Source organism: Pseudomonas sp. AU12215 (genome assembly GCF_001675465.2).
GTDB lineage: Bacteria > Pseudomonadota > Gammaproteobacteria > Pseudomonadales > Pseudomonadaceae > Pseudomonas > Pseudomonas nitroreducens.
The window spans coordinates 1-18409 of record NZ_MACM02000143.1 but is presented as its reverse complement, the minus strand read 5'-3'; the positions used below and the strand labels follow the sequence as shown (position 1 = coordinate 18409).

General features: G+C 59.6%; 33 protein-coding genes. 14 read left to right on the top strand and 19 right to left on the bottom strand.

Annotated elements, in window-relative coordinates; translation table 11 throughout:
- Positions 1-27: 27 nt before the first annotated feature.
- Positions 28-468: a hypothetical protein gene (locus tag A9513_RS22230; RefSeq protein ID WP_065327768.1), complete on the bottom strand. Its 441-nt coding sequence runs from the start codon at positions 466-468 to the stop codon at positions 28-30.
- Between the two features lie 366 nt (positions 469-834).
- Between A9513_RS22230 and A9513_RS22225 the strand changes: the two genes are divergently transcribed.
- From A9513_RS22225 to A9513_RS22210, 4 genes are read left to right on the top strand one after another with little or no spacing between them, the layout of a single operon-like run.
- Positions 835-1098 carry a hypothetical protein gene (locus A9513_RS22225; RefSeq protein ID WP_065327767.1) on the top strand — a complete coding sequence of 88 codons (264 nt, stop codon included), beginning with the start codon at positions 835-837 and terminating at the stop codon, positions 1096-1098.
- Complete coding sequence (locus A9513_RS22220; protein ID WP_065327766.1) at positions 1095-1397, top strand: cyclic-phosphate processing receiver domain-containing protein; 303 nt, start codon at positions 1095-1097, stop codon at positions 1395-1397. The genes A9513_RS22225 and A9513_RS22220 overlap by 4 nt, the downstream gene beginning before the upstream one ends.
- Positions 1398-1407: 10 nt before the next feature.
- Positions 1408-1623: a hypothetical protein gene (locus A9513_RS22215; RefSeq protein WP_065327765.1), complete on the top strand. Its 216-nt coding sequence runs from the start codon at positions 1408-1410 to the stop codon at positions 1621-1623.
- 17 nt (positions 1624-1640) lie between these two features.
- On the top strand, positions 1641-2147 hold the full coding sequence (locus A9513_RS22210) for a hypothetical protein (RefSeq protein WP_065327764.1): 507 nt from the start codon (positions 1641-1643) through the stop codon (positions 2145-2147).
- Between the two features lie 156 nt (positions 2148-2303).
- On the opposite strand, the gene A9513_RS22205 is transcribed toward A9513_RS22210, so the two are convergent.
- From A9513_RS22205 to A9513_RS22145, 13 genes are all read right to left on the bottom strand, one after another.
- Positions 2304-2759, bottom strand: coding sequence for a hypothetical protein (locus A9513_RS22205; RefSeq protein WP_065327763.1), 456 nt, complete (start codon positions 2757-2759; stop codon positions 2304-2306).
- Positions 2760-2845: 86 nt separating this feature from the next.
- Positions 2846-3631, bottom strand: a complete 786-nt coding sequence (locus A9513_RS22200) for a DUF4942 domain-containing protein (protein WP_065327762.1) — start codon at positions 3629-3631, stop codon at positions 2846-2848.
- Positions 3632-4173: 542 nt separating this feature from the next.
- Entirely contained in the window at positions 4174-4722 is a 549-nt protein-coding gene (locus tag A9513_RS22190; protein WP_065327760.1) for a hypothetical protein, read from the bottom strand.
- 106 nt (positions 4723-4828) lie between these two features.
- Positions 4829-4963, bottom strand: coding sequence for a hypothetical protein (locus A9513_RS36565; protein WP_255302880.1), 135 nt, complete (start codon positions 4961-4963; stop codon positions 4829-4831).
- 26 nt (positions 4964-4989) lie between these two features.
- On the bottom strand, positions 4990-5214 hold the full coding sequence (locus tag A9513_RS22185; RefSeq protein WP_232925159.1) for a hypothetical protein: 225 nt from the start codon (positions 5212-5214) through the stop codon (positions 4990-4992).
- Between the two features lie 12 nt (positions 5215-5226).
- The gene (locus A9513_RS22180; RefSeq protein ID WP_065327759.1) at positions 5227-5442 is read right to left on the bottom strand and encodes a hypothetical protein; all 216 of its coding nucleotides are present in this window, start codon (positions 5440-5442) and stop codon (positions 5227-5229) included.
- Between the two features lie 229 nt (positions 5443-5671).
- Complete coding sequence (locus A9513_RS22175) at positions 5672-5977, bottom strand: hypothetical protein (protein ID WP_065327758.1); 306 nt, start codon at positions 5975-5977, stop codon at positions 5672-5674.
- Between the two features lie 87 nt (positions 5978-6064).
- Positions 6065-6397, bottom strand: coding sequence for a hypothetical protein (locus A9513_RS22170; RefSeq protein WP_065327757.1), 333 nt, complete (start codon positions 6395-6397; stop codon positions 6065-6067).
- A gap of 45 nt (positions 6398-6442) precedes the next feature.
- Positions 6443-6745 carry a hypothetical protein gene (locus A9513_RS22165; RefSeq protein ID WP_065327756.1) on the bottom strand — a complete coding sequence of 101 codons (303 nt, stop codon included), beginning with the start codon at positions 6743-6745 and terminating at the stop codon, positions 6443-6445.
- 53 nt (positions 6746-6798) lie between these two features.
- Positions 6799-7221, bottom strand: coding sequence for a hypothetical protein (locus tag A9513_RS35135; protein WP_083196188.1), 423 nt, complete (start codon positions 7219-7221; stop codon positions 6799-6801).
- A 46-nt stretch (positions 7222-7267) separates the two neighbouring features.
- Complete coding sequence (locus A9513_RS22155) at positions 7268-7537, bottom strand: hypothetical protein (protein ID WP_065327755.1); 270 nt, start codon at positions 7535-7537, stop codon at positions 7268-7270.
- Between the two features lie 93 nt (positions 7538-7630).
- Complete coding sequence (locus tag A9513_RS22150; RefSeq protein ID WP_065327754.1) at positions 7631-8386, bottom strand: hypothetical protein; 756 nt, start codon at positions 8384-8386, stop codon at positions 7631-7633.
- Between the two features lie 15 nt (positions 8387-8401).
- A complete protein-coding gene (locus A9513_RS22145) occupies positions 8402-8989 on the bottom strand; it encodes a hypothetical protein (RefSeq protein WP_086250772.1) in 588 nt (195 codons plus the stop codon).
- Between the two features lie 338 nt (positions 8990-9327).
- Here A9513_RS22145 and A9513_RS35695 point away from each other — a divergent pair, with 338 nt between their 5' ends.
- The 10 genes from A9513_RS35695 to A9513_RS22105 all read left to right on the top strand — a co-directional run bounded on the left by A9513_RS35695 (position 9328) and on the right by A9513_RS22105 (position 15311).
- The gene (locus A9513_RS35695) at positions 9328-9507 is read left to right on the top strand and encodes a hypothetical protein (protein WP_141678482.1); all 180 of its coding nucleotides are present in this window, start codon (positions 9328-9330) and stop codon (positions 9505-9507) included.
- A gap of 12 nt (positions 9508-9519) precedes the next feature.
- Positions 9520-9780, top strand: coding sequence for a hypothetical protein (locus tag A9513_RS22140; protein WP_065327752.1), 261 nt, complete (start codon positions 9520-9522; stop codon positions 9778-9780).
- A 22-nt stretch (positions 9781-9802) separates the two neighbouring features.
- Positions 9803-10366 (top strand): hypothetical protein, encoded by a 564-nt coding sequence (locus tag A9513_RS22135; RefSeq protein ID WP_065327751.1) that lies wholly within the window; start codon positions 9803-9805, stop codon positions 10364-10366.
- Positions 10367-10380: 14 nt separating this feature from the next.
- The gene (locus tag A9513_RS22130; RefSeq protein WP_141678481.1) at positions 10381-10992 is read left to right on the top strand and encodes a hypothetical protein; all 612 of its coding nucleotides are present in this window, start codon (positions 10381-10383) and stop codon (positions 10990-10992) included.
- Between the two features lie 103 nt (positions 10993-11095).
- A complete protein-coding gene (locus A9513_RS22125) occupies positions 11096-11458 on the top strand; it encodes a hypothetical protein (protein WP_141678480.1) in 363 nt (120 codons plus the stop codon).
- Between the two features lie 3 nt (positions 11459-11461).
- Complete coding sequence (locus tag A9513_RS22120) at positions 11462-12760, top strand: hypothetical protein (protein ID WP_065327748.1); 1299 nt, start codon at positions 11462-11464, stop codon at positions 12758-12760.
- Between the two features lie 111 nt (positions 12761-12871).
- Complete coding sequence (locus A9513_RS36170) at positions 12872-13033, top strand: hypothetical protein (RefSeq protein WP_176707272.1); 162 nt, start codon at positions 12872-12874, stop codon at positions 13031-13033.
- Positions 13034-13136: 103 nt separating this feature from the next.
- Positions 13137-13400, top strand: a complete 264-nt coding sequence (locus A9513_RS22115; RefSeq protein ID WP_065327747.1) for a hypothetical protein — start codon at positions 13137-13139, stop codon at positions 13398-13400.
- Positions 13401-13411: 11 nt separating this feature from the next.
- Complete coding sequence (locus A9513_RS22110) at positions 13412-13942, top strand: hypothetical protein (protein ID WP_065327746.1); 531 nt, start codon at positions 13412-13414, stop codon at positions 13940-13942.
- 274 nt (positions 13943-14216) lie between these two features.
- A complete protein-coding gene (locus tag A9513_RS22105; protein WP_065327745.1) occupies positions 14217-15311 on the top strand; it encodes a hypothetical protein in 1095 nt (364 codons plus the stop codon).
- Between the two features lie 93 nt (positions 15312-15404).
- Here A9513_RS22105 and A9513_RS22100 read toward each other — a convergent pair whose 3' ends face one another.
- The 5 genes from A9513_RS22100 to A9513_RS22085 all read right to left on the bottom strand — a co-directional run bounded on the left by A9513_RS22100 (position 15405) and on the right by A9513_RS22085 (position 18055).
- On the bottom strand, positions 15405-16028 hold the full coding sequence (locus A9513_RS22100) for a hypothetical protein (RefSeq protein WP_065327744.1): 624 nt from the start codon (positions 16026-16028) through the stop codon (positions 15405-15407).
- Between the two features lie 22 nt (positions 16029-16050).
- Positions 16051-16317 (bottom strand): DUF551 domain-containing protein, encoded by a 267-nt coding sequence (locus tag A9513_RS22095; protein WP_065327743.1) that lies wholly within the window; start codon positions 16315-16317, stop codon positions 16051-16053.
- A 13-nt stretch (positions 16318-16330) separates the two neighbouring features.
- Complete coding sequence (locus tag A9513_RS22090) at positions 16331-16771, bottom strand: hypothetical protein (protein ID WP_065327742.1); 441 nt, start codon at positions 16769-16771, stop codon at positions 16331-16333.
- A 136-nt stretch (positions 16772-16907) separates the two neighbouring features.
- On the bottom strand, positions 16908-17426 hold the full coding sequence (locus A9513_RS36780) for a DUF6283 family protein (protein ID WP_368034189.1): 519 nt from the start codon (positions 17424-17426) through the stop codon (positions 16908-16910).
- The gene (locus A9513_RS22085) at positions 17411-18055 is read right to left on the bottom strand and encodes an Abi family protein (protein ID WP_065327741.1); all 645 of its coding nucleotides are present in this window, start codon (positions 18053-18055) and stop codon (positions 17411-17413) included. The genes A9513_RS36780 and A9513_RS22085 overlap by 16 nt, the downstream gene beginning before the upstream one ends.
- Between the last annotated feature and the right edge of the window lie 354 nt (positions 18056-18409).

Genomic DNA, 18409 nt, shown 5'->3' with positions numbered 1-18409 from the left:
ACCTGGGAAAGCGCAAGGGCGCTGGTATCAGTGGGGAGAAAGGGCGTTCATCATTCGCGTGAGCTTGTTGCAGAGCAGGATGTCGACGCAGCCATAGTTGTCCATGAGCCAGACCTGGTGATCCTGGTGCGGGACTTCTTCCCAGCGGAGGCGCTGCTTGGCGCCGGCGCCGTGGAGTGCGATGCCGGCGTTGACCATGCGTTCTTCCCAGCGCGAGTCGGCCTTGTCGCCATTGATGTCCCAGGCATGTCCCTCCGGGCACCGGTACACCATATGCAAATACTCTGCTGGCGCTGAAGCACCAGCATCTGCGTCATCCAGCATGCAGGCGACCAGGGTTCCTTGGCGGTTGTTCGACTCCAGCAGCGCCACGGCGAGGGTGTGGCAGTCGCCCTCTACGAAAGGCTCTTCGCCGTACTGCTGGCGCACGTCGTGGAGCGCGTTGGTGATGGTCGAGTGCATGTTCATCGGTAGTCCCGCAGGGGCTCACTGGTTCATATGCCTCTACGGTATTTCAGGATGACGGATGTGCAACCGAGAAAGAGGTAGTAAGCGAGCTGGTGCGCTATCGGAGGCGGCTAGCACTTGGCCTAGGAAGACCATCCGCTTGCGTTTCAGGTGACCCGTGAGACGCTGACACCATAACGATTACTGAGGAAACCGACGTGGCGAAGATCGATGACTTCCACTGCAAGGGCTGTAACAAGTGGTTCGACATTTTCAAGAAGGGCGCGAAAAAAGGGGTTCTGTCTGACCTGTAAGCCGCGCCAGCAGCCAAAGCCGAAGAAAAAGTAGCTGCCACAGTCGTTACAGGCCCCTACAAAGGAGTACCCCATGCCTGCATGGTATCCCCGCGGCGTGCCGCACCACCCTGAAACCCGCCTGCGGCTTGAATGCAAGTCAGAAGGCGGCCGGCATGGCCGCATTATGGTGAGCGCCTACGATGGCGAGCGCCTGGTGCATTTTCAGGTGTATTTCCACTGGCACTGGGAAGGCCACGCCAGCGGGCAGCTGCTGATGCCGCGCTTTGTCGAGGTGGCTGAGGCGAAGGTGGCCGAGCCCGCGCGTTACGCAAAATTGGTCGAGGTGACCGCGTGAAAGTGTTTTTGGATGACGAGCGCTCTACCCCGGAAGGTTGGGTGAGGACGTTCTGGCCCGATGAGACCATCGAGCTTCTGAAGGGTGGGAGTGTAACTGAGCTGTCCCTTGATCATGATCTCGGTGACGATGACCGGGGCACCGGTTACACGGTGCTGTTGTGGCTGGAAGAGCAGGTTGCCCTGAATGGCTTCGTGCCTCCCGCCATCCGAATTCACTCTGCAAACAGCTCGGCAAGGCTGAAAATGGAAGCTGCAGTGGTGACCATCGGCAAACTTGCGGCTGGCTTCGAGAGATAAGGGGCGAGGGATGGATAACAGATCCGTGGGCATTGTGCTGAGTCCCGAGCAGATTGACCTGCTTCGTCAAGAGCTTTTGCGGGATGATCTGTCGATCTACACGGTCGTCATCATGGCTCGACAAGCAGTTGAGCAGGGCAGATACGCTGATGCTGTGTCTCGGTTACGCGTTGACGCCGACAAGATCCGAATGCACAGCCGCGAGCTGTACGAGCTGATCAGCTAGAAAGGAACACGTCCCACATGACCAAATTGAACGTCTACTGCTGCACGCTGGCCGGCCGCGCTGAAGGTATGGTCGCGGCTCGCTCGCGCAAAGTAGCTGCGGAGCTGCTGGGCCTGAGCCTGTACGAGCTGACGACCTACGGGCACGAACCCACCGACGCCGACGAGGCGGTCGCCCTGGGTGCACCTGGTGCGGTGTTCCATCGCGCGGATGGCTTCGCCGGCACCGGGCCGTGGGTGCTGAGCAAGCCGGCGCCAGAACGCGCGCTATGCATAGACCAGGGCCGGGGCCCTGGATGGAAAGCATTAGACAAGGGCGGACTCATGGAAAAGCCGATGACACTTGCTCAGCGGTTTAAGCAGAAAGCGCTCGAATTGGTGCCGCAACAGGATGAGCTGCAAAATCTCGATCCAGGGATCGACGATCCTCACGTGATCGACGAAACCATGTTCCGGCGCAGTGAGTTCCTTGGGGGCATGGCCGCTGTGATCCTGGCGCTCCTGGCGCGTAGCGAGCAGGAATAGGCCTGATCTCGGAGCTGCGGAACGGAGATGGCTGGTGCGGCCTACACCAGCCTGTGTCTGGCGTCACTCCAGCGTTGGGCTGACCTATGGCCTCAGAACCGCCCAGAACGCCACCGTAGGCCGTTTTACGACACCTGGCCAGCAGCTGCAGCCACCCTAGAAGAGCAGAGCGATCTGGTGGCCCGCTGAGTCCCTTTCAGCACGCCAGGCGGCGAGGAGCTCCCGGTACCGGGGCAGAACGACCTTGTCGGACGTGATGTGTGAATGCAGCACCAGCAGCTGGGCGTTGATGGCTAGCTTCGGGTCGCCGCTGCCGTTTTGCATGATCTCCCGGCTATTGAGGGCATCCAGCCCGCCGATCCGGATCTCCTCATACCGCATCTTGCTGCGTACCGCGCGGATTTCCGCGTGGCCAAGGCGAACCTCCATCGCCTTGATGCGCTCATCAAGGTCGAGCGGGAAGTCCTGGATGTAGGAGTCCGGCTTTACGATCGTGCTGGGCGGCACGTCATCGTAGGGCTCGAATGTCGCGTCGATGTACGCGTGCAGCGCCTGGCGGTCATGCGTTTCGCGGATTAGCTGCGCTGCAGCGGTGATTGGGTCGGCGGCCATCTGCTTTGCCCTGTGGTGAGCGTTCTGATGGCTCTATCGTCCAGCATTTTCAGAATGCGCAAGCGCCATTCCTGGCCCGGCCGCGGTCAGGCGGCCCGGCCATCTGCCAAAGCGTTGTAGGTGTAGTAGTCAGCGATCTGTTCGTTGAGCTTGTCGAGCAGGTCGAGCCGCTTGAACTCTAGATGGAGATTGCCGTTTTTGAACGACTTGGCCCGGAAGTACTCGTCCTCGTAGACACCACGGTTCTCGAACACCTCGTTCATGGCGGCTTCCAGGCTTCTGGGGTCAAAGCGCTTCTTGTCGAGGGTCTTCACCACGCGATCGATGTCGTTGAGCTTGTTGCCGGCGTAATTATTCATCGAGTCGCTGATGCAGAGCCCTCGCCGCATGGCGTGGCGCACCATTGAGCGCATGATGATGCTGCTACCCATGCGGAACGGTTCGGCCTTGTTTCTGCGGTAGTCGTCGGAGAGATGGCGGAATACGTTGAACACCCCCCGGCGGAACATCTCCTCAGAGCGTATTTGCAGCTCAATGAAGGTTGCTCGGACGTTGGCATCAGTGAACTCGGCAGGGGAGGGGAAAAGGCTCTTCTCGAACTTATCGGCCTCCTCAGCATCCATCAGCTGTTTGAATCCGGTCAGATCCATTGCACGGCGCCACAGCTTGCCGTCCAGCTCCTTGCGAATACGATCTAGCGATTCTCGCGGCTGCGCTTCGTAGGGCATCAGGTTGTGGCCGTAGGGGGCAAGAACCTCCTCCGCCATCTGCAGGGTCCGGTGCGAGTCCTCAATGAGGCGCATCGCGTCCTGGCGGGCAGTCAGCAGATCGGTGAGTGAGGTGGGTAGCGCCACCTGTTTGCGGAAGGTCATGCCGGTTCATCCTGTGCTGAAGGATGCTGGTGCTGTGCTCGAGGCAGCACCAGCTCGATGACGCATTCTCCCGCAGTGCTGGAAAGCGCAAGGGGCCCGGCCTGGGTTCAGTCTTTGGAACCTGCGGTAAGCTGCAGCCAGACTGACCAGCGTGGCGAGGAAATATGCGATCTAGAGCGGAGCTCCGTCAGTACCTGGAGTCGAAAGGCGAGGTGACGCGGAGATTCAGGACGTGGGAAGAGGCAGGGCAGAGCGAGAAGCGCGGGCTGCTATGTGAGCGGCTGCCCTCAGGCTACGCCAACTGGTTTTCTGTCAGCCAGGACAAGGTATGGTGGGTTTACGCCGACGCTTCGGACGGTGGCTCATGGTCGCCACAGGGGGTTACGGTCACTGGCTACAGCGTTCCGTATGACAGAGAGTTGGTGCGGAACATCTATGCCCTGGCCAGGCCTGCGGGGCGCTGAGCAGAGAGATGTGTGCTGAGGCCCTCACTCCGCGCACCGGGCGCCCCGTGCAGCTGGAGATAAGGGCCAGGCAGGCTATTAGCCTTTGCTCTTATTGATCAACCCCGCAATTGCCTCCACGCTCGGATTGCTGAGCCCGTGGAAGAACAGGAACGACAAGCCCAACTCCGGGTCATGGACAACCACTTCGTCAGCTGAGAAGTAGTAGCGGGTGTTGTCCAGCTCGAAGTGCGTGAGCGCCTCGGGCAGCTCTCCGTCGTAATCAAGCACGTGCGCAACAGTCAGAGGGCTCGCGTCAGGGCGGCTGCCCTTAATCCAGTCCAGCATGCTGAACCACAGACCTCCGGCGGGAAGGCACTCACCATCGGTGGTGTACTGCGACCAGCATTCCTGATCGTGCGCATTACACATAGCGATCATCTGGGTAGCGCCGTTCAGGTCGCCAGCTTCCAGCGCCAATGCAATGCCCTGGTTGAGGGTAGGGGGCATGTCCACGGCTTTCACCGCCGGCAGCGTATTCTGCCAATCCGCCCACTGAGCCTCGGTGATCGGCGTAACCCCGTAAGCCGCCACAGCATCCGCATAAATGGCGTAGGAACGAGCGGTAGCAGCTAGCTGGGTAGTCATTGCAAAGTCCTCGGATCAATTCGGATGGGGCGGGCTATAGGGTGAACATCTTGCCCCAGCTTCGCTGATCCGCAAGGTCAGTGCGGCAAGCACGCTCTATGGGCAGCTACTCGGTGCCAGCGATGATGGCGGCCGCCCAGGCAAGGGCAGCGGAGCGACAGAACTCGCGATCCGAGTCATCGGCACAGGGCTGACGGTAGTTGCTGGCATAGTGCGAAAGGGCTTTTGCTGCTTCGCTCATCGCAAGGCGCTCCTGGATGGCGTTTTTCAGTCCAAGGCCGCATTCATCATGCTGGCTACCCGGTCGGCGCTGAGCACCGCAAGCGTTTCTGAGCAGCGGTTGCAGCCAAGCACGAATTGGCACTCGACCTCGCCTACCTTGAGGCGGCCGTCCTGTACTGGGCCGCGCACGACGTTGTGCGTATGCCAGGATTGGTCTTGGCTACCGCAGTGCTTGCATGGGGTGTTGCCGTTGTCTTTGTTCGCAATCATCGGGCAGTTTTCCTACTGCAAGGCTTTGTTCAGGCCATCGCGCAGGCAGCGGGCCTGACACTCATAACGGTCAGAGCGGTCCAGAACCTGACCGCTAGAGTTCGTGACCTGCCATACGCAGTCACCCGTTTCCAACTCGTCGACCCACAGCTCCAGCATCTGGCTGCTGTCGATTTGGACGCTGTAGGACAGCTCAAAACCGTCCAAGTCGCTCTGTTCGATGGCCATTGTCGTCTACCTCTAGTTTGCCGGCTCGAAGAACACACCCTGGCCGGCAGGCCAGGCCTCAATGACCTTCCCGCCGGCGCCGCCGCATTCCCCGCACACGCGAAATGGATCTGCGGGGTCATGGCCCTTGCTGTTGCACGGTTTGCAGTGCGAGAGAGTCGGCCGGACAGGTTTCAATTCAGCGGGTTGCTTGTCGTTGCACATAACGGTCATCCAGCGAGGCGGGGAATCAGTAGATCACCCGGCCGAGTTCTGCGTTGATGTCTATGCCTTCGAGCTCAGCCAAGGCGCCGATGGTTCCGCCGGCAGCTGAATGCATGTCGCGCCAGTAGGTGGGCTTCTGCGGGTCGGTTTCGGCGTTCTGCTCGATGGTCACCAAGCACGCAAGTGCACCAACCAGGTTCAGGCGACGTTCTACCGCCTCAACTTCGTCGATCAGGGCTTGAAAGACGCGGCGGGCGGCACTCTCAGCATCCATCTGGGCGAAAACCGCATCTTCGGCGGCGATCTGAGCTTCAAGTGCCTGGGTATCCATGTCGTGCTTCTCTCGATTCGTTGAGAGCACAGCGTCACATGGAGCGCCGGAAGTGCAAGACGCGCTGGTGTTCGCAGCGCTCTCCTCTCAGAGGCGGTCGGAAAGGCGGCGGATAACGGTGCCGTCGCTGAGCGTGACCTGTCCGTTGCGCGCAAGGGCTTTCTGAGCTGCCCGTGCCGCTTTTTTCTCTGCGTGGCGGGGCAGGAATGCAACATTGCGGGCCTTGCGCTCAGCGAGTACCGCCAGAGAGGCCGCCAGACCAGGGCTGCCAACGCCATCAACCTCCCAGGTTCCATCGGGCTGCTGAACTGCATCGGCGGTGTTGAAGCCGATGTCGATGATGGTCTTCGCGTTCGCGTCAAAAGGGGCGCTCAGCGAGTGGAAGAATTCGGTTTTGCCCTTGGTAATTACGGGTTTCATGCAGATTTCCTTCTGGGGATCATTTGGGCGTTGGGGCGGCGAAGATCAGCCTTCTGTGGGCGGAGTGAAGCGCACCCACCATTCCTGGGCTACTTGGGCGCCGCCGGCGCCATATTCGTACCCACGCAATTGCATCCCATGCGCCGAAATGGACAGCAGGCGAACATCCACGATTGGATCCAGCACATTGGTGCCGCTGTCGCTCAACAGGCAGGCCTCGGAAACAAGGCGACCTAGAACCGGATTGCGACCGTCGGCCATATTCAGGTCGCCCGTAACGAAGGGAGGCTCTTTGCCTTGGGCGATCGGCTTCCCTTTGCTGAACAGCGGCATTACCCAGGCTTGCATGGTGAGATCCTATGCATCGGTGACGGTCAGTTTGGCAAATTGTACAGGCCTCATCAGTCCAGCCCTACAGGGGCAGGCTTGGCCTGTAGCGTGCCGTGCCAAGCGCTGTTTGCCGCACGGCTGGTGGGTCGCTTGGCCACCTTGCTGCGAGAGTCGTCCTCTACCACCCACCCTTCACGGCCCACGCCTGGCTTGGGCTTCTTGTCGTACCAGAACCAATTGGCGTCATAGTCCTGCGCCAGCCAGGATGCCCAGGACGGCGCAGTATCCCAGCGAGGAGCCGCGAACGGGTCGTTGTCCTCGATCATGCGGCGCGACGCATCCAGCACTTTCTCGCGCAACTCCGTGATGGTCGGGGCGTCATGCTTGATGTATTCGCCGGCCAGCTGGGCATATCGCCCGTCGTCGGCCAGTTCTGCTGCGGGATCAAAGGCATCCGTCACGTCGCGGAGCATCTGGAGGAGGGTTTTGCTCACGGGATTGCTTCCTGTGGGTGGTGGGCAGTACTGCGTGTCATGCAGCTCAAGCTGCGAATGCGTCGAGCTCGGCGAGATAGGCCGAGTCATTAAGATCGACGCTATTGCACGACATGCCGTGCTCGTTGATCTGCTTCAGCGCGGCTTCGCTGCCGTTCCGGAGGGTGAGTGCATCATGCTTGGGCATGCTGGCGCCCCGCTCGCCATCGAGGTCCTGCAGGCGCTTCTGGTGGTGCAGGCGATCGTAGTGGCGCTGGCGCTGTTGAAGAGAGGTGTTGCTGGTGCCAGGTTGGCCGGCGGCAGTGTTTTTGGTCATGGGCAGTGCTCCAGGTCGATTGGAGCTTAGGCTCACACGAGTCTGCTGAAGCGCAAGAGTGTGAGGGCGGTGTCCAGCGCCCTCAAAGCCCTGTCACTTCAGGTTGAAGGGATTCTCGGAAAGCACAACGCTGGGTTCACGAAGCCTGGCCAGCTCCGTGAGTCGACGAAAGACCTTTGTCATGCCCGTCACGTTGAGATCCAGCTGTTCTCCCGGCCCGAGCTCAGTCAGCCGCATGGCAACCTCCCGACGCCGAACCTCCGGGCTTGGCGTGCATGAGGCCACCAGATCTTGGTCGTACAACGCGATGCGCAGACAATCCCAGCTGACAATCTCGCAGGTGAGACCTACCTCAAGTGGCCGGGTTCTAGAGGGAAGCGCTTGAAGCCAGGTATCTTGGCGCTCCTGCCAGACCTCTTCGGAAATGTCATCTGGCCTGTCTGTCGAGTTCTGGTACTGGTAGCTGTCAAAGCCAGCGGCCCTGAGTTGTTCTTGGTAGCCCAAGACTCCCTCGCAGTAGAACAGCGCCAGCACATTTCCCTGGGAAGGGATCAGGCAAACACTCAGCGTTGCGTCCCAGTCGACAGAGCGGACGCCACGGCCAAGCACGTCAACCTGGGCTTTTTGGATCTCCTCATGGACGGCCCAGAAGGCACTTTGGCTGTCTTTGTCGATACGGCAGTAGTTCGCTTCGAGATCCTTCTCCAGGGCTATACGCCGAGCAACCTCTCGCGCGATGAATTTCTGCCCGATCGAGACACACTCAGCCCGAATCCCTTTCAGCCGGCCGAGAGCATCCTCCAGCGAAGCATTGCGGAGGATCAGGCCGTTGTAGATTTTGATGCTCAAAGTGGTGCTCCTGGCTCAGGGAGCGGTGCTTACAGGTGTGTCGAACAGCTTTTCCCATTGGGAGCGGTTGAGTGTCATCCGGCGTGCCGGCTTTCCGCGGGCCACCAGAGGGGTATCGTGCGGATCGCAGTGATAGCGGCAAAGGATCATCTCGCTGTCGTCGAAGCTGGTGCACCACCAGATCTGCTTCCCGCGGAATGTCGCCAGGTCCTCATCCACCTTCGAGTCGATCAGAACGGCGAGGCCAGGGCCGACGCGGTTATTGGCTAATACGTCCGGACTGCGTGCCTCGAGCACTTCGGGCGCAATCCACGGCTTCAGGCCGAAGTGTTTCTCCCAGGCACCAGCGAAAGTGCCACCTGCAGCGCAGGCCCCGGAGTAGAAGTGCTCGCTATCGGGCCGGAATACGCCGACGCAGGTTTGCCGGCGAAGGCGCAGCAGCTCCAGCAGGTCCGTTTTGACGAAGCGCATTTTGCAGCGAATGGCGAAGCTCAAGGCCTCATTCATCGCAGCAATCGTTGCCCGATCACCGAGGGTGGACGGCATGGCGCTACTGGCTGCTTGCAGAAACGCCAGGCCGGGGCTGGCAGAGGTGGATGTCATCGCAAGTCTCCCTGGGCAGCAAGCCCTGGCTGTGGCTGAGATGAGTCAAACCTCTCACGGACACTGGAACATGCAAGGTGCAGTCGGCCCCGATGGAGGTGCCATGCCGAGAAATGGGGTATTCGATGCCTGGGCAGGGGCGAATTCGGTGTCACCACAGGCATACAGAAGGAATAATGTCCGCCAGCTCGTGCGCTTGCGCTTTGTCCATCTCGTGAGACGCTGACACCAGTAAGAGATTTACGAAGTGTTCGGCCGCCAGTTAAGGAGTGGCTGTAAGCGTGTTGCGTTTCTGTCTGCAGGTGTTACCAACTACATCGCTTTGTCGAGGAAAACCCATGGCAATCAAGCCGGACACAACGTATCGCTTCGTCAAAAGCGGCAACCTTGTTCGTACGGTCTCTTCCACCGACTTTGGTGGTCGTGGCAGCTGGGTCGTCGCCCGGATCGACACTGGCAAAGAAATGGTCGTTCCCGGTAGGGCACTGATCAGCCCGAACCATCCAGATTGGTCGTAGACAGGAATTCACATGGAAACTTTCAACGGTAAACCCCTGCCAAGCGAGCTCCGTCGCCTTGCCAGGAAGAGCATTGGGGACTGCGCGTCGGTCATGGTCCTAGCGGCCGAAGCCTTGGAAAATGGCACTGCCCCGGAGTTCAAAGGCCGTCCGCTGGTCGGCGCACTTCAAAGCCTTTCAACCCGGAATATGGGGGACGCGAAGGCTGCTATGCAGGTTGCAGCAGGTTCGTTGAGCGGCGAACTCAAGGTCCCTTCAGCGAAGGCCCAGTAGCTAAGACGGGAGCGGAGTACCGATGAACAGCCTTTTCGGCAAAGAGCCAGTGAGCCTTCCCCATCTGCGGATGGTGAAGCGCCTGGCAGAACTCCTGGATCCTCTGGGGGAGGGCGCTCGCTTGCCTGAGGAGTATCACGAAGCCTGGGCTGGTCACTTCAAAAGCGAAGGGGTGACAAAGGACGAGGCGGAGAAAATCGGTCAGTGGTACATCAAGCACCACACCATCTGCCCATCCATACCAGGTATTTTCACAGCACTGCGCTTCTTGCGGGAGCACAAGACGCTTCCGAATCAGCGGCTGGCGGGACCAACTGAAGTTCTAGCGGGGGAGCTGCTGCAGTTCCTGCGCAAAAGAGGCGTCGATTTGCATGAAGGAGTGAGGGCGCTAGCCCAGGCATCGGCGCTAGCCCAAGTAGCCAGTTATCGAACGGGTTCTCCTGACACCGACAGGAGCTACGTGAAATCGGAGCTGGAGGGCATCGCCCGGCTGGCAGACTACTTTGCCGACGATATCTTGAATGAAGTGCGGCAGGGGGTGGGCAGTCTGGCCCACCTTGAAGACTATCTGTTTGATGACGACTGAAACTGGGGGCCTGTTTGACGAACAATGGAAAAATCGCTGCCGCTGACGTCGTGGCGAAGATGAAAAGTGCAGGCGTTGTGGTTGTAAGCGAGGAGGAGCTCGTCGAGCGGCTTTCAGCGCCGGGCCCGGCGCTGGATGTGTGTCGGAAAGCCATTTTGAGCGCAGGTTATTACGGCGTCCGCTTCAAAGCCGCCCACGGAGGGATTGATGAGCCCTTGCTGGTTGAGGCTTTCTCCGCGGTGCTGGCGCCAGAGGACGCTGCCCTTACAGCCAAATTGCTGTTGACGAACCTCTACCAGCCGCCCCGCAATGCAGATAACAAACAAGACGACGATCTGGAAGGTTTCCGCAAGCTGGTACGGCACGGCTACCTCTGGATAGTGGTGCTTTGCGTCGCCATTGTTGTTGGGTTCGCGGTCAAAACCAGCTTGGCCAAGGCCATTGTCATTGCGCTCGCGTTCTACCCGCTGTTGACCGCCGGTTGGTACTACACGACCAAGGACGTCACTCACGGCCCGAAATTCAAGCAGATGAGCAGGACGGCGCAGATCAACACCTTGTTCAGGGTTGCCGGCCTTTTCATGTCCGCAGCGGCATTTTTTTATGCAGTCCCGAAACTGTTCTGACACAGCGCCAGCGGCCGAGACAGAAGGGCTTCCATTCGACGTCGCCCAGCTGCAGGCCTGGCTTGAGCCGCTTGCAGAGGCGGCCCAGGTCGAATGCGATGGCATGAGCCGGCTGGTCTCGCATCTGCTGCACAAGAACGGCATACAGCACATTGTCGCCGGTGGGATGCTCGTGGACATGCAGCGCCTGCAAGATCCCGAGGTAAGCACTGAAGAGAGTTGCGGGGTAACTCACTGGTGGCTGGAGCTGGGCTTCGGCTACATCGTGGATTTTCGGGCAAGGATGTGGATGGGCCCCGAGGCACAGCACGGTGTGTTCATCCCTGCAGGCGGCAGGTTTGAGTACCGCACCGAGCGCCGGGGGCAGTTCAACTCTCTCCCTGAGCCGATCTTGGATCTTATGGCCGGCGTCTGTGTAGGCGACTGGTCACCGTTTATGCCCACTGAGGCACTGGAAAGGAAATGAGTCATGTCTGACGAAACAAACGCTAAAACTGAGCGGCGGCGGGTGCTGATCGTTGACGAGTTCAGCAGCTACTTCGGAGCTCAGAACGACAGGCTGAAGGAAGAGTTGCGCGCGATTGAAGGCGTGCCAAACGCTGCCTACCTGGTCAAGGATGGGGGAGTCTTCGTCTTCGACAAGCTGGTGCAGCTGGTGAAAGAGCGCCAGAAGGAACAGCCGGCTGCACAGCTGCAAGAGATGGCCCGCAGCTTAACGGTCGAAGAACTGGCTCTCAGCTTGATTGCTGAAGCAACTGTTTCTGCCAAGGAGGCCGTCGAGGCCTGGGGAGTAGTGCCGGTTCCGTACCAAACGGAAACTCTTGCGGCCATGGACACAGCCACCCTTGAGGCTCGGGCGACTGGCTGCATAATCCTGCACCGCCCCTTCAATGCTCGACTGCCGGGGGATTACCAGGACGAGGGCGACGTGAAAGCCGCGTTCGCCAGCCTCCTGGTGGGTGGTGTTCTCCCTGGTAATGGTGACTTCACCTATCGCGGGCAACCGATGACGCTGCGCGATCCCCTGGATCTGGCGTTGCTGCCGGCCCGCCCAGCAATCCAGGAAACGACGGAGCCTGCGGGATGGGTCTACACGGCGCTGGGTAACGTCGAGTTCGAGGCGGGCTTTGAGCCAGTCTCGGAGGCGATGTTCAATGCCGTGAAGGAAACTGAAGCGAAGTGGCGTGGCGATATCGCAAATGCCGCCAAGCATGCTCAAGAACGAGCAGCAGAAGTCTGGGCCCAGGCAGCCGGCCTGCGCCTGGAAACGCTGAACGACCCGACAGATGAGGTGCCCGAGTATGGGGAGGAAGATTTCCCGGAGTTGAGAGCGCTCTACCCAGAACTGTCCATGCTGTCGGATGGCTCCCTCTACTCGCTGTTCGACGTGTTCCAGATGGAGTGCCGCTTCATCAACGGTTGGTCGGCGAACCGAGACGATGACTTCCTGTTCTACCTGCTCGGCAAGGTAGCAAACAGCAAGAACGACCACGACACGGCCAAAGAAATCGGTGAGTGGGTGGCCGACGCCTTGTTGCACGGCAAAGCCCTGGATGACGCCCTGGAGTTCGGTCGTAGTGCCGACCGGTACAACCAGGCGATCGGCAAGCTTGCGCACCGGATTGCCGACGCCATGCGCTTTCTGGCTGAGGACAAGAAAGCAACGGATTTGCGTGGACATCCCATCACGACCATGGGAGACACGATGCGGCTTGGCCGGAAGTTCAACGCGGGATCAGTGGTAGTGGAGCAAAAGCTGCCTCAGTGATCCCCTGAGGTCCTGGGTATGGGCTAGGGCTTCAAGCAGCTCTAGCCTTGCCCAGGCCTTGCGCATTCTCGGCCTCATGAGACGCTTAGACCGTACCAGAGGAGCACTGAGATGGCGGATACCTACGAAGAGATGCAGCAGCGTGAGGAAGCGCTCGTGAAAAAGTGCCAGGCGCTGATCGCCGATGGCAAGCTCAGCGACGCAATCAAGGTCTATCGAGCAGAGACCGGGTGTGGACTTGATACTTCGCGGCGTGCCCTGGGCTTGCGGTAAGATCAGAGCACGTACACCAGCACCCCAAGCCCTGCCGTCAAACGCGGGGTTGAGGTCGTAGAAGGGCACAAGAAACCGCGCCCGCCCTAACAGGCCCCACTTCATGAAAACCAATTACTCCCCCCTGTCCCCTGAGCGCCTCGCTACTCTTCCTGGCGTTCAAGCTGTGGACGTCATGTTAGATGTGCTCGTGGTGCTGTTGGTTGATGACTCAGGCATCGCTATCACCAGGGCTCCATTGGCAGAAGAGATTGGGTGGGAGAAATGGAGTTGCATGGTAGGAAGCAATCAGATTCCCTCCATGTCCACTGACGAGGTTCTCGACCTCATTGCCCAGACGGCTTCAGCCGCCGCCTCACGCCGATAAAGGAACCCATCATGCAAACGCAATTCATGGGCCTACGTCCAGAGGGCTGGCGCGAAGAGCTAGCCGCCAAGAAAGCCCGGCACCGCCGCAAACAGCGCATCCGCCTGGCCCTGGGTGTGCTGGCGCTGGTTGCCGTGATTGCCGCCATCTCAATGAGCGATGTTTTTGCTGCGGGTGAGTCGGCAGTTACCGAGCCCGTTATTGTTGAGGTTACGACGCTGCTTAGCTTGTTCGCGGAAGCAGCTGCGACCGGTCTACCCGGCTCAAGTGTTCCTTTGGCGATGCGAGACAGATCTGGGTGTGAATGGCTTGTATCGGCATCGCTCAATCCTTTTACACAGCGGTTCGTGGGGCGTGCTGAAGCGAAACAGTGCGGCGCCATTAAGCAGCCTGTGAGTGGCTATCTGGTGGGAATGGACGATCTAACTGGTCTCCAGGCTGAATGTCACGATCAATGGCGGAACGAAATTGGCTCCACCATGTGTTTGGCCGCTGGGTTACCGAATGGCACGCCGGGCCGGATTGTGGTTCAAGCAAACTGATCTAGGAAGACGCCATGAAGAGCACGTCATCAGTAGACAATGAGGGCTGGTGCTGGGTGGCGTGACTGCCGGCCTGCTCACGTGGGTTTGAACGACCTGCGCAGCCGCCTACCAATCCCCCTGATCCCTCTGTAAACTCGCCTCATCCTCAGTTCTTCGCCCCTGGTTGACCAGGTGCGAGAAAACCCAGCTGGTGGTCACCAGCACATCACAAACCCTCGCGGGGCCATCCCGCTAGGGGTTGCTCCGTGAGCTAAATCCCAAGGAGCAACTTATGCAAATTTCCGTTCTGTTCAATTTCACCGAATCCGTCATTCCGCCACGTTGCCGCAAGCCGCGTACCGTGACCCGTAACGATGGGAAAGTGGAAGTCGACATCGCTGTCCTTTCCGCTGATCAGGCGCCTGTGGCTATCCGTGCAAGCGGAACCTTCCTCAGTCGCGATCTGGCGTATGCCTACGAGCTGCGCTGGTGGGAAGGGCAGCTGTGGTCGCCAGTGTCACTGGATCAGTCTGGTGAGCCTCGTGGCCGCACCTCTGGCCAGGACAACTGGGATTGGCCAGCGCTGCCGGAGGTCCTCGATCTTCGCCAACGCGGCCGCAACCAGTGCCACACCTACGAGTTCTTCGGAACGTTCGGCAGTAATCCCCGTGATGAGGTGGAGGTAGAAATTCATGCCTTCGCCAAACGCCACATTGTCATCGATGGCATTCCTCACCGTGCGGTTCATGAACCGCGTTATGTGGTGATGACCTTCGGACTTGGGGCTAACCATGGTGGTACGGCTGTAATGCCTGCGACCTACTTCAACACCAACATCAAGTCCGAGAACTACTTCGGGCTGCTGGAGCTGGAGGCGGCACTGTCTTACGCGACCAAAATCGCGGAGGCCAGGGGCGACACGAAGAACCTTCCGATGCAATACACCGGGCCGAACTACGAAGTGGTAATGCCGGAGGTGGTTGCGGTTCGCAATCCGCTGGCGCTGAAGGCACAAACCAAGATCTGCGAGTTCGGTACCGCTCCTGAGCAGGCCTTGGCCGGCTACAAGTTCGAATCCACGGTCGTGGAGACGGAGGAGGGTGCTCTTGCGCTGTATGAGGGCAAGGATGTTCGCCTGATACGTGGCGCTGAATTGTTCGGGGCGCCGGGGAAAATCGAGTTCGGGGTGATGGTTCGCCAGCCGATCCGTCGCATGCTGTGCTCGTGCTGTGGCGGCGTCACTAGTGGGCGCCAGTGGCACAACCGCGATACGGGCTATGGTCTGTGTGTGTCTTGCATCGACTTCTGCCACCGCAATGAGACTCCGGAGCGTTTCCAGAGTCTCTACGGGGTTCGGGGTGTCCACTTCGACGTACCGTCGGAGTGATCAAAAGGCTTCCAGGTGCCCAAAGCGCCTGGGAGATGCGTGAAAACAAAAACCGCCGGCATCACTGCTGGCGGTTTTTTTTGACTTCCAGTTTTACGCTCGGCCTTTGGGCTTCCCTGGATCGAACAGCTCGCCTGTCCAGGACAAGCCGCAGCCTGAGCAGCACCAGGTTGTGAAGTCCACGTCGCACCCGTTGCTCTGCGTACCACCCATCATGCCCTTCGGGGTTTGACGATGAACGCCCTCGCAGCATGGGCAGAAGCTTCGGTAAGCCTCCACCCCGTCACTCAGGCCAGAGCTCCAGGTCAGCCCGCCTACAAACCCCGTGGCCAAAGCCCCGATCACGAGTAGCGCCCCCATAACCTGGGAAGTGCTATCAATGGTGTACATGGCGCCTGCGTATCCAAAGAGAACGAGAGCGAACAAGCAGAGGGCTGCGCCAAGGCAGGAAAGCAACAGGGATCCTTGCTGGCGCTTGCGGATAGGCGACAAAAAGCCAGCAATGGAGAACAGAGGCACGGATGCGTAGGTGACCATCCTTGCCAAGCCGGCCAGGTTGCCAGCCAGGGAGATGGCGATGGCATCCTGTTCGGGGTCCATCGCAGTGGCGTAGGCCAGTACCAGCGGAAGGCCAACAAGCCCAAAGGCAGCAGCGGCAGCGCCCAGGGCGATAAGCAGAAGTGGGCCGCTGCGACCCTTACCGAGGCTGAAAAACATCACGAACTCCCTTCCTTCATCGTTATGCACAGTCGGCGGGCTTTGCCGGCTTATCATAGAACGGCGACCTAGGCAGCGGCTGCCAGTGCGTCACCTGCTCCGGGTGCATAAAGTCGTGGTCGCCGCCGTAAAGCTTCCACGTTCCATCCTCGCGCATATGCGCCATGCCAAGCGAAGTCGGGTCGCGTTCATCGGTGACCAGCACGGTATGCGACACCATCGTGTCATCGGTGGTGCATTCGTGCGGGCACTCGGGCAGGCGGTCGGTGCATTTAATCCAGGTACTCATCGGAGTGGGTTCCTTAGGACTGCTGGGGCTGACGCACCAGGTCAATCACGGTCGTGGTTGCAACTTCCTCGGTGACAACCGACTCCATGCGAAGGAATTGGGCGGTACCGCCGAGATCGGTAGCTGCACGGGCGTAGGCTGCAGCGACTTCAGCCTGGAAAGCGGCCGCGGTGGCATCGTCGATGCGGTGATGGCTGAAGATCCAGAAGTTGAAGGCCGCCTGGCCATCGAACTCTTCCATCTCCAGCGACTCCTCGCACACTTCGTACGGGGTATAGGTGATTTCAGGGTTGTGCTCATCCTGCTTCAGCCAGACGCTGGATTTCGGCAAGGACTGCTCGAGCAGTTCGTAAGCCTTGTGGTTGATAGCGTCGGCTGCTTTGAACTGATCGTCAGGAATGTCGCCATCTGCCGGGATGCGGAGGTCGTTGATGCTGAAGTAGAAGCCAAGCATCTGGCTTTTGAATGTGTTCGTACGCTTCAAAGTGACACCCTCGGTTCAGGTTTCAGTCTCAATGCCGGCATTTTCTCATGCATCCAGAAGATGCAAGGTCAGAACTGACCCTTGTGCTGGTGCTGATCGGTAGTGATCAGCTATGCGATTCAGGCGCTGTCGCCCGGAGCTTCTCGATGACCTCCTGGAAGGTCGAGTGCAACTCTGGCCAGTCTTTGCCCGGTGCCAGGGCTGATTCAGGTAGACGTCCTTGCATGAGGGCCAGGCGAACGCGCGGATGCGCGTGGCCTACTGACGCGAGCCAGCCGGCACAAGCAAATTCTTCACCTACCTTCGACTGGTGACAGGCAAACATGTCGTCTGTGAAAGAGGGGCCATAGCCTTTTTCGCAGGGGCTGGTCTTGGCAAGCGACTCAGCCTTGGCCATAGAGAAATGGGGAATGTCTGTCGCATCCTTCCCCACCCGCCACGGACAACCAGGGCAGGGGGCTGCGATACGAGGAAAATCGTCAGTGGAGCTCACGGCGGTTTCTTCCGAGTTTGTGTGTGGCTGGGTGCCGGCATGACGCCGAGACCCACACGATGCCAGGATTTTCTCACAGTCCCGGAAGGCGCAAGGCCTGCTGGTAGAAATGCCAGCTACGAAGCCAGCCATCCCTGCCAGTGACCGGGGAGGCGATCGCGCTGGCCAAGCCAGTTGGTCAGGGCCGGGTCAATCCAGCCGAGGATCTGGACACCTACTGCATGCTGGGTCTGGAGGTCAGGAGAGAGCCAGAGCAGGGGCTCGTGGTGGAATACGCGGTTGCGAAGGTCGCGGATCTGGTTGAGCGCTGTGGAGATGTTGTGGCGCTGCCGGGTGGGCTTGGGGCACTGCCCGAAGACCAGGCGCAGGTTCTTCCAGAGGGAGAGCTGGTACTGGCTGTTGAAGAGTGACACCCAGAAGCCGAAGGTCAGCTCGGCGACGATTTTGTCAGGGTGCTGCTGTTCCTTTCGCCGGGTCAGCTTGCCGATCGCGCTTTGCACCTCTCTTGTCTGCCAGGCGTAGGCTGGATCCTGGGACCAGGCCGCCCACCAGTCGGCCCGGCCGTACTTGGCGGTCAGGCTGCGATGGATGCCGTTTCGAAGCGAGATCTCAAGGATATTGAGCATCGGCATCATCGCTTCGGCCAGCAGGATGTTATGCGTGTAGTCCGAAGCTGCGCGGGTCTTGTCGCCATTCCGGGCGACGCTGAAGCGGCCAAGCCGTGCCGTAGAGAAGTGCCTTTCCAGTTCGTTCCAGTTCATGAGGTGCGGACAAGTTGATCAAAAATGAGTATGTGAGTATGATGATCGGGCCGCCCTAGGGGTTGTCCTCTCCCGAACACCATACCGGTGATGACGCTAGGTTCGTAGCATGGCATCCGAGAAATCGGGCGCCACCAATTCAGATAAACCCGCCCAAGTGGCGGGTTTGTCGTTGTGCGCCAGGCATGGCGCGTAGTGCCGTGACTGGCGCTGTTCGGCTCACTGTGGTGGTGAGTCGGACGATTTGGAGGTGAAAGTCCTCTACACACCCGGCAAGGGTAAGTGTTAGCTGAAGGCAAGGGTGTCGCGGGTGACCGCGAATCTGAAGGAAGCCCGAGGCAAAATGCTGGTCTG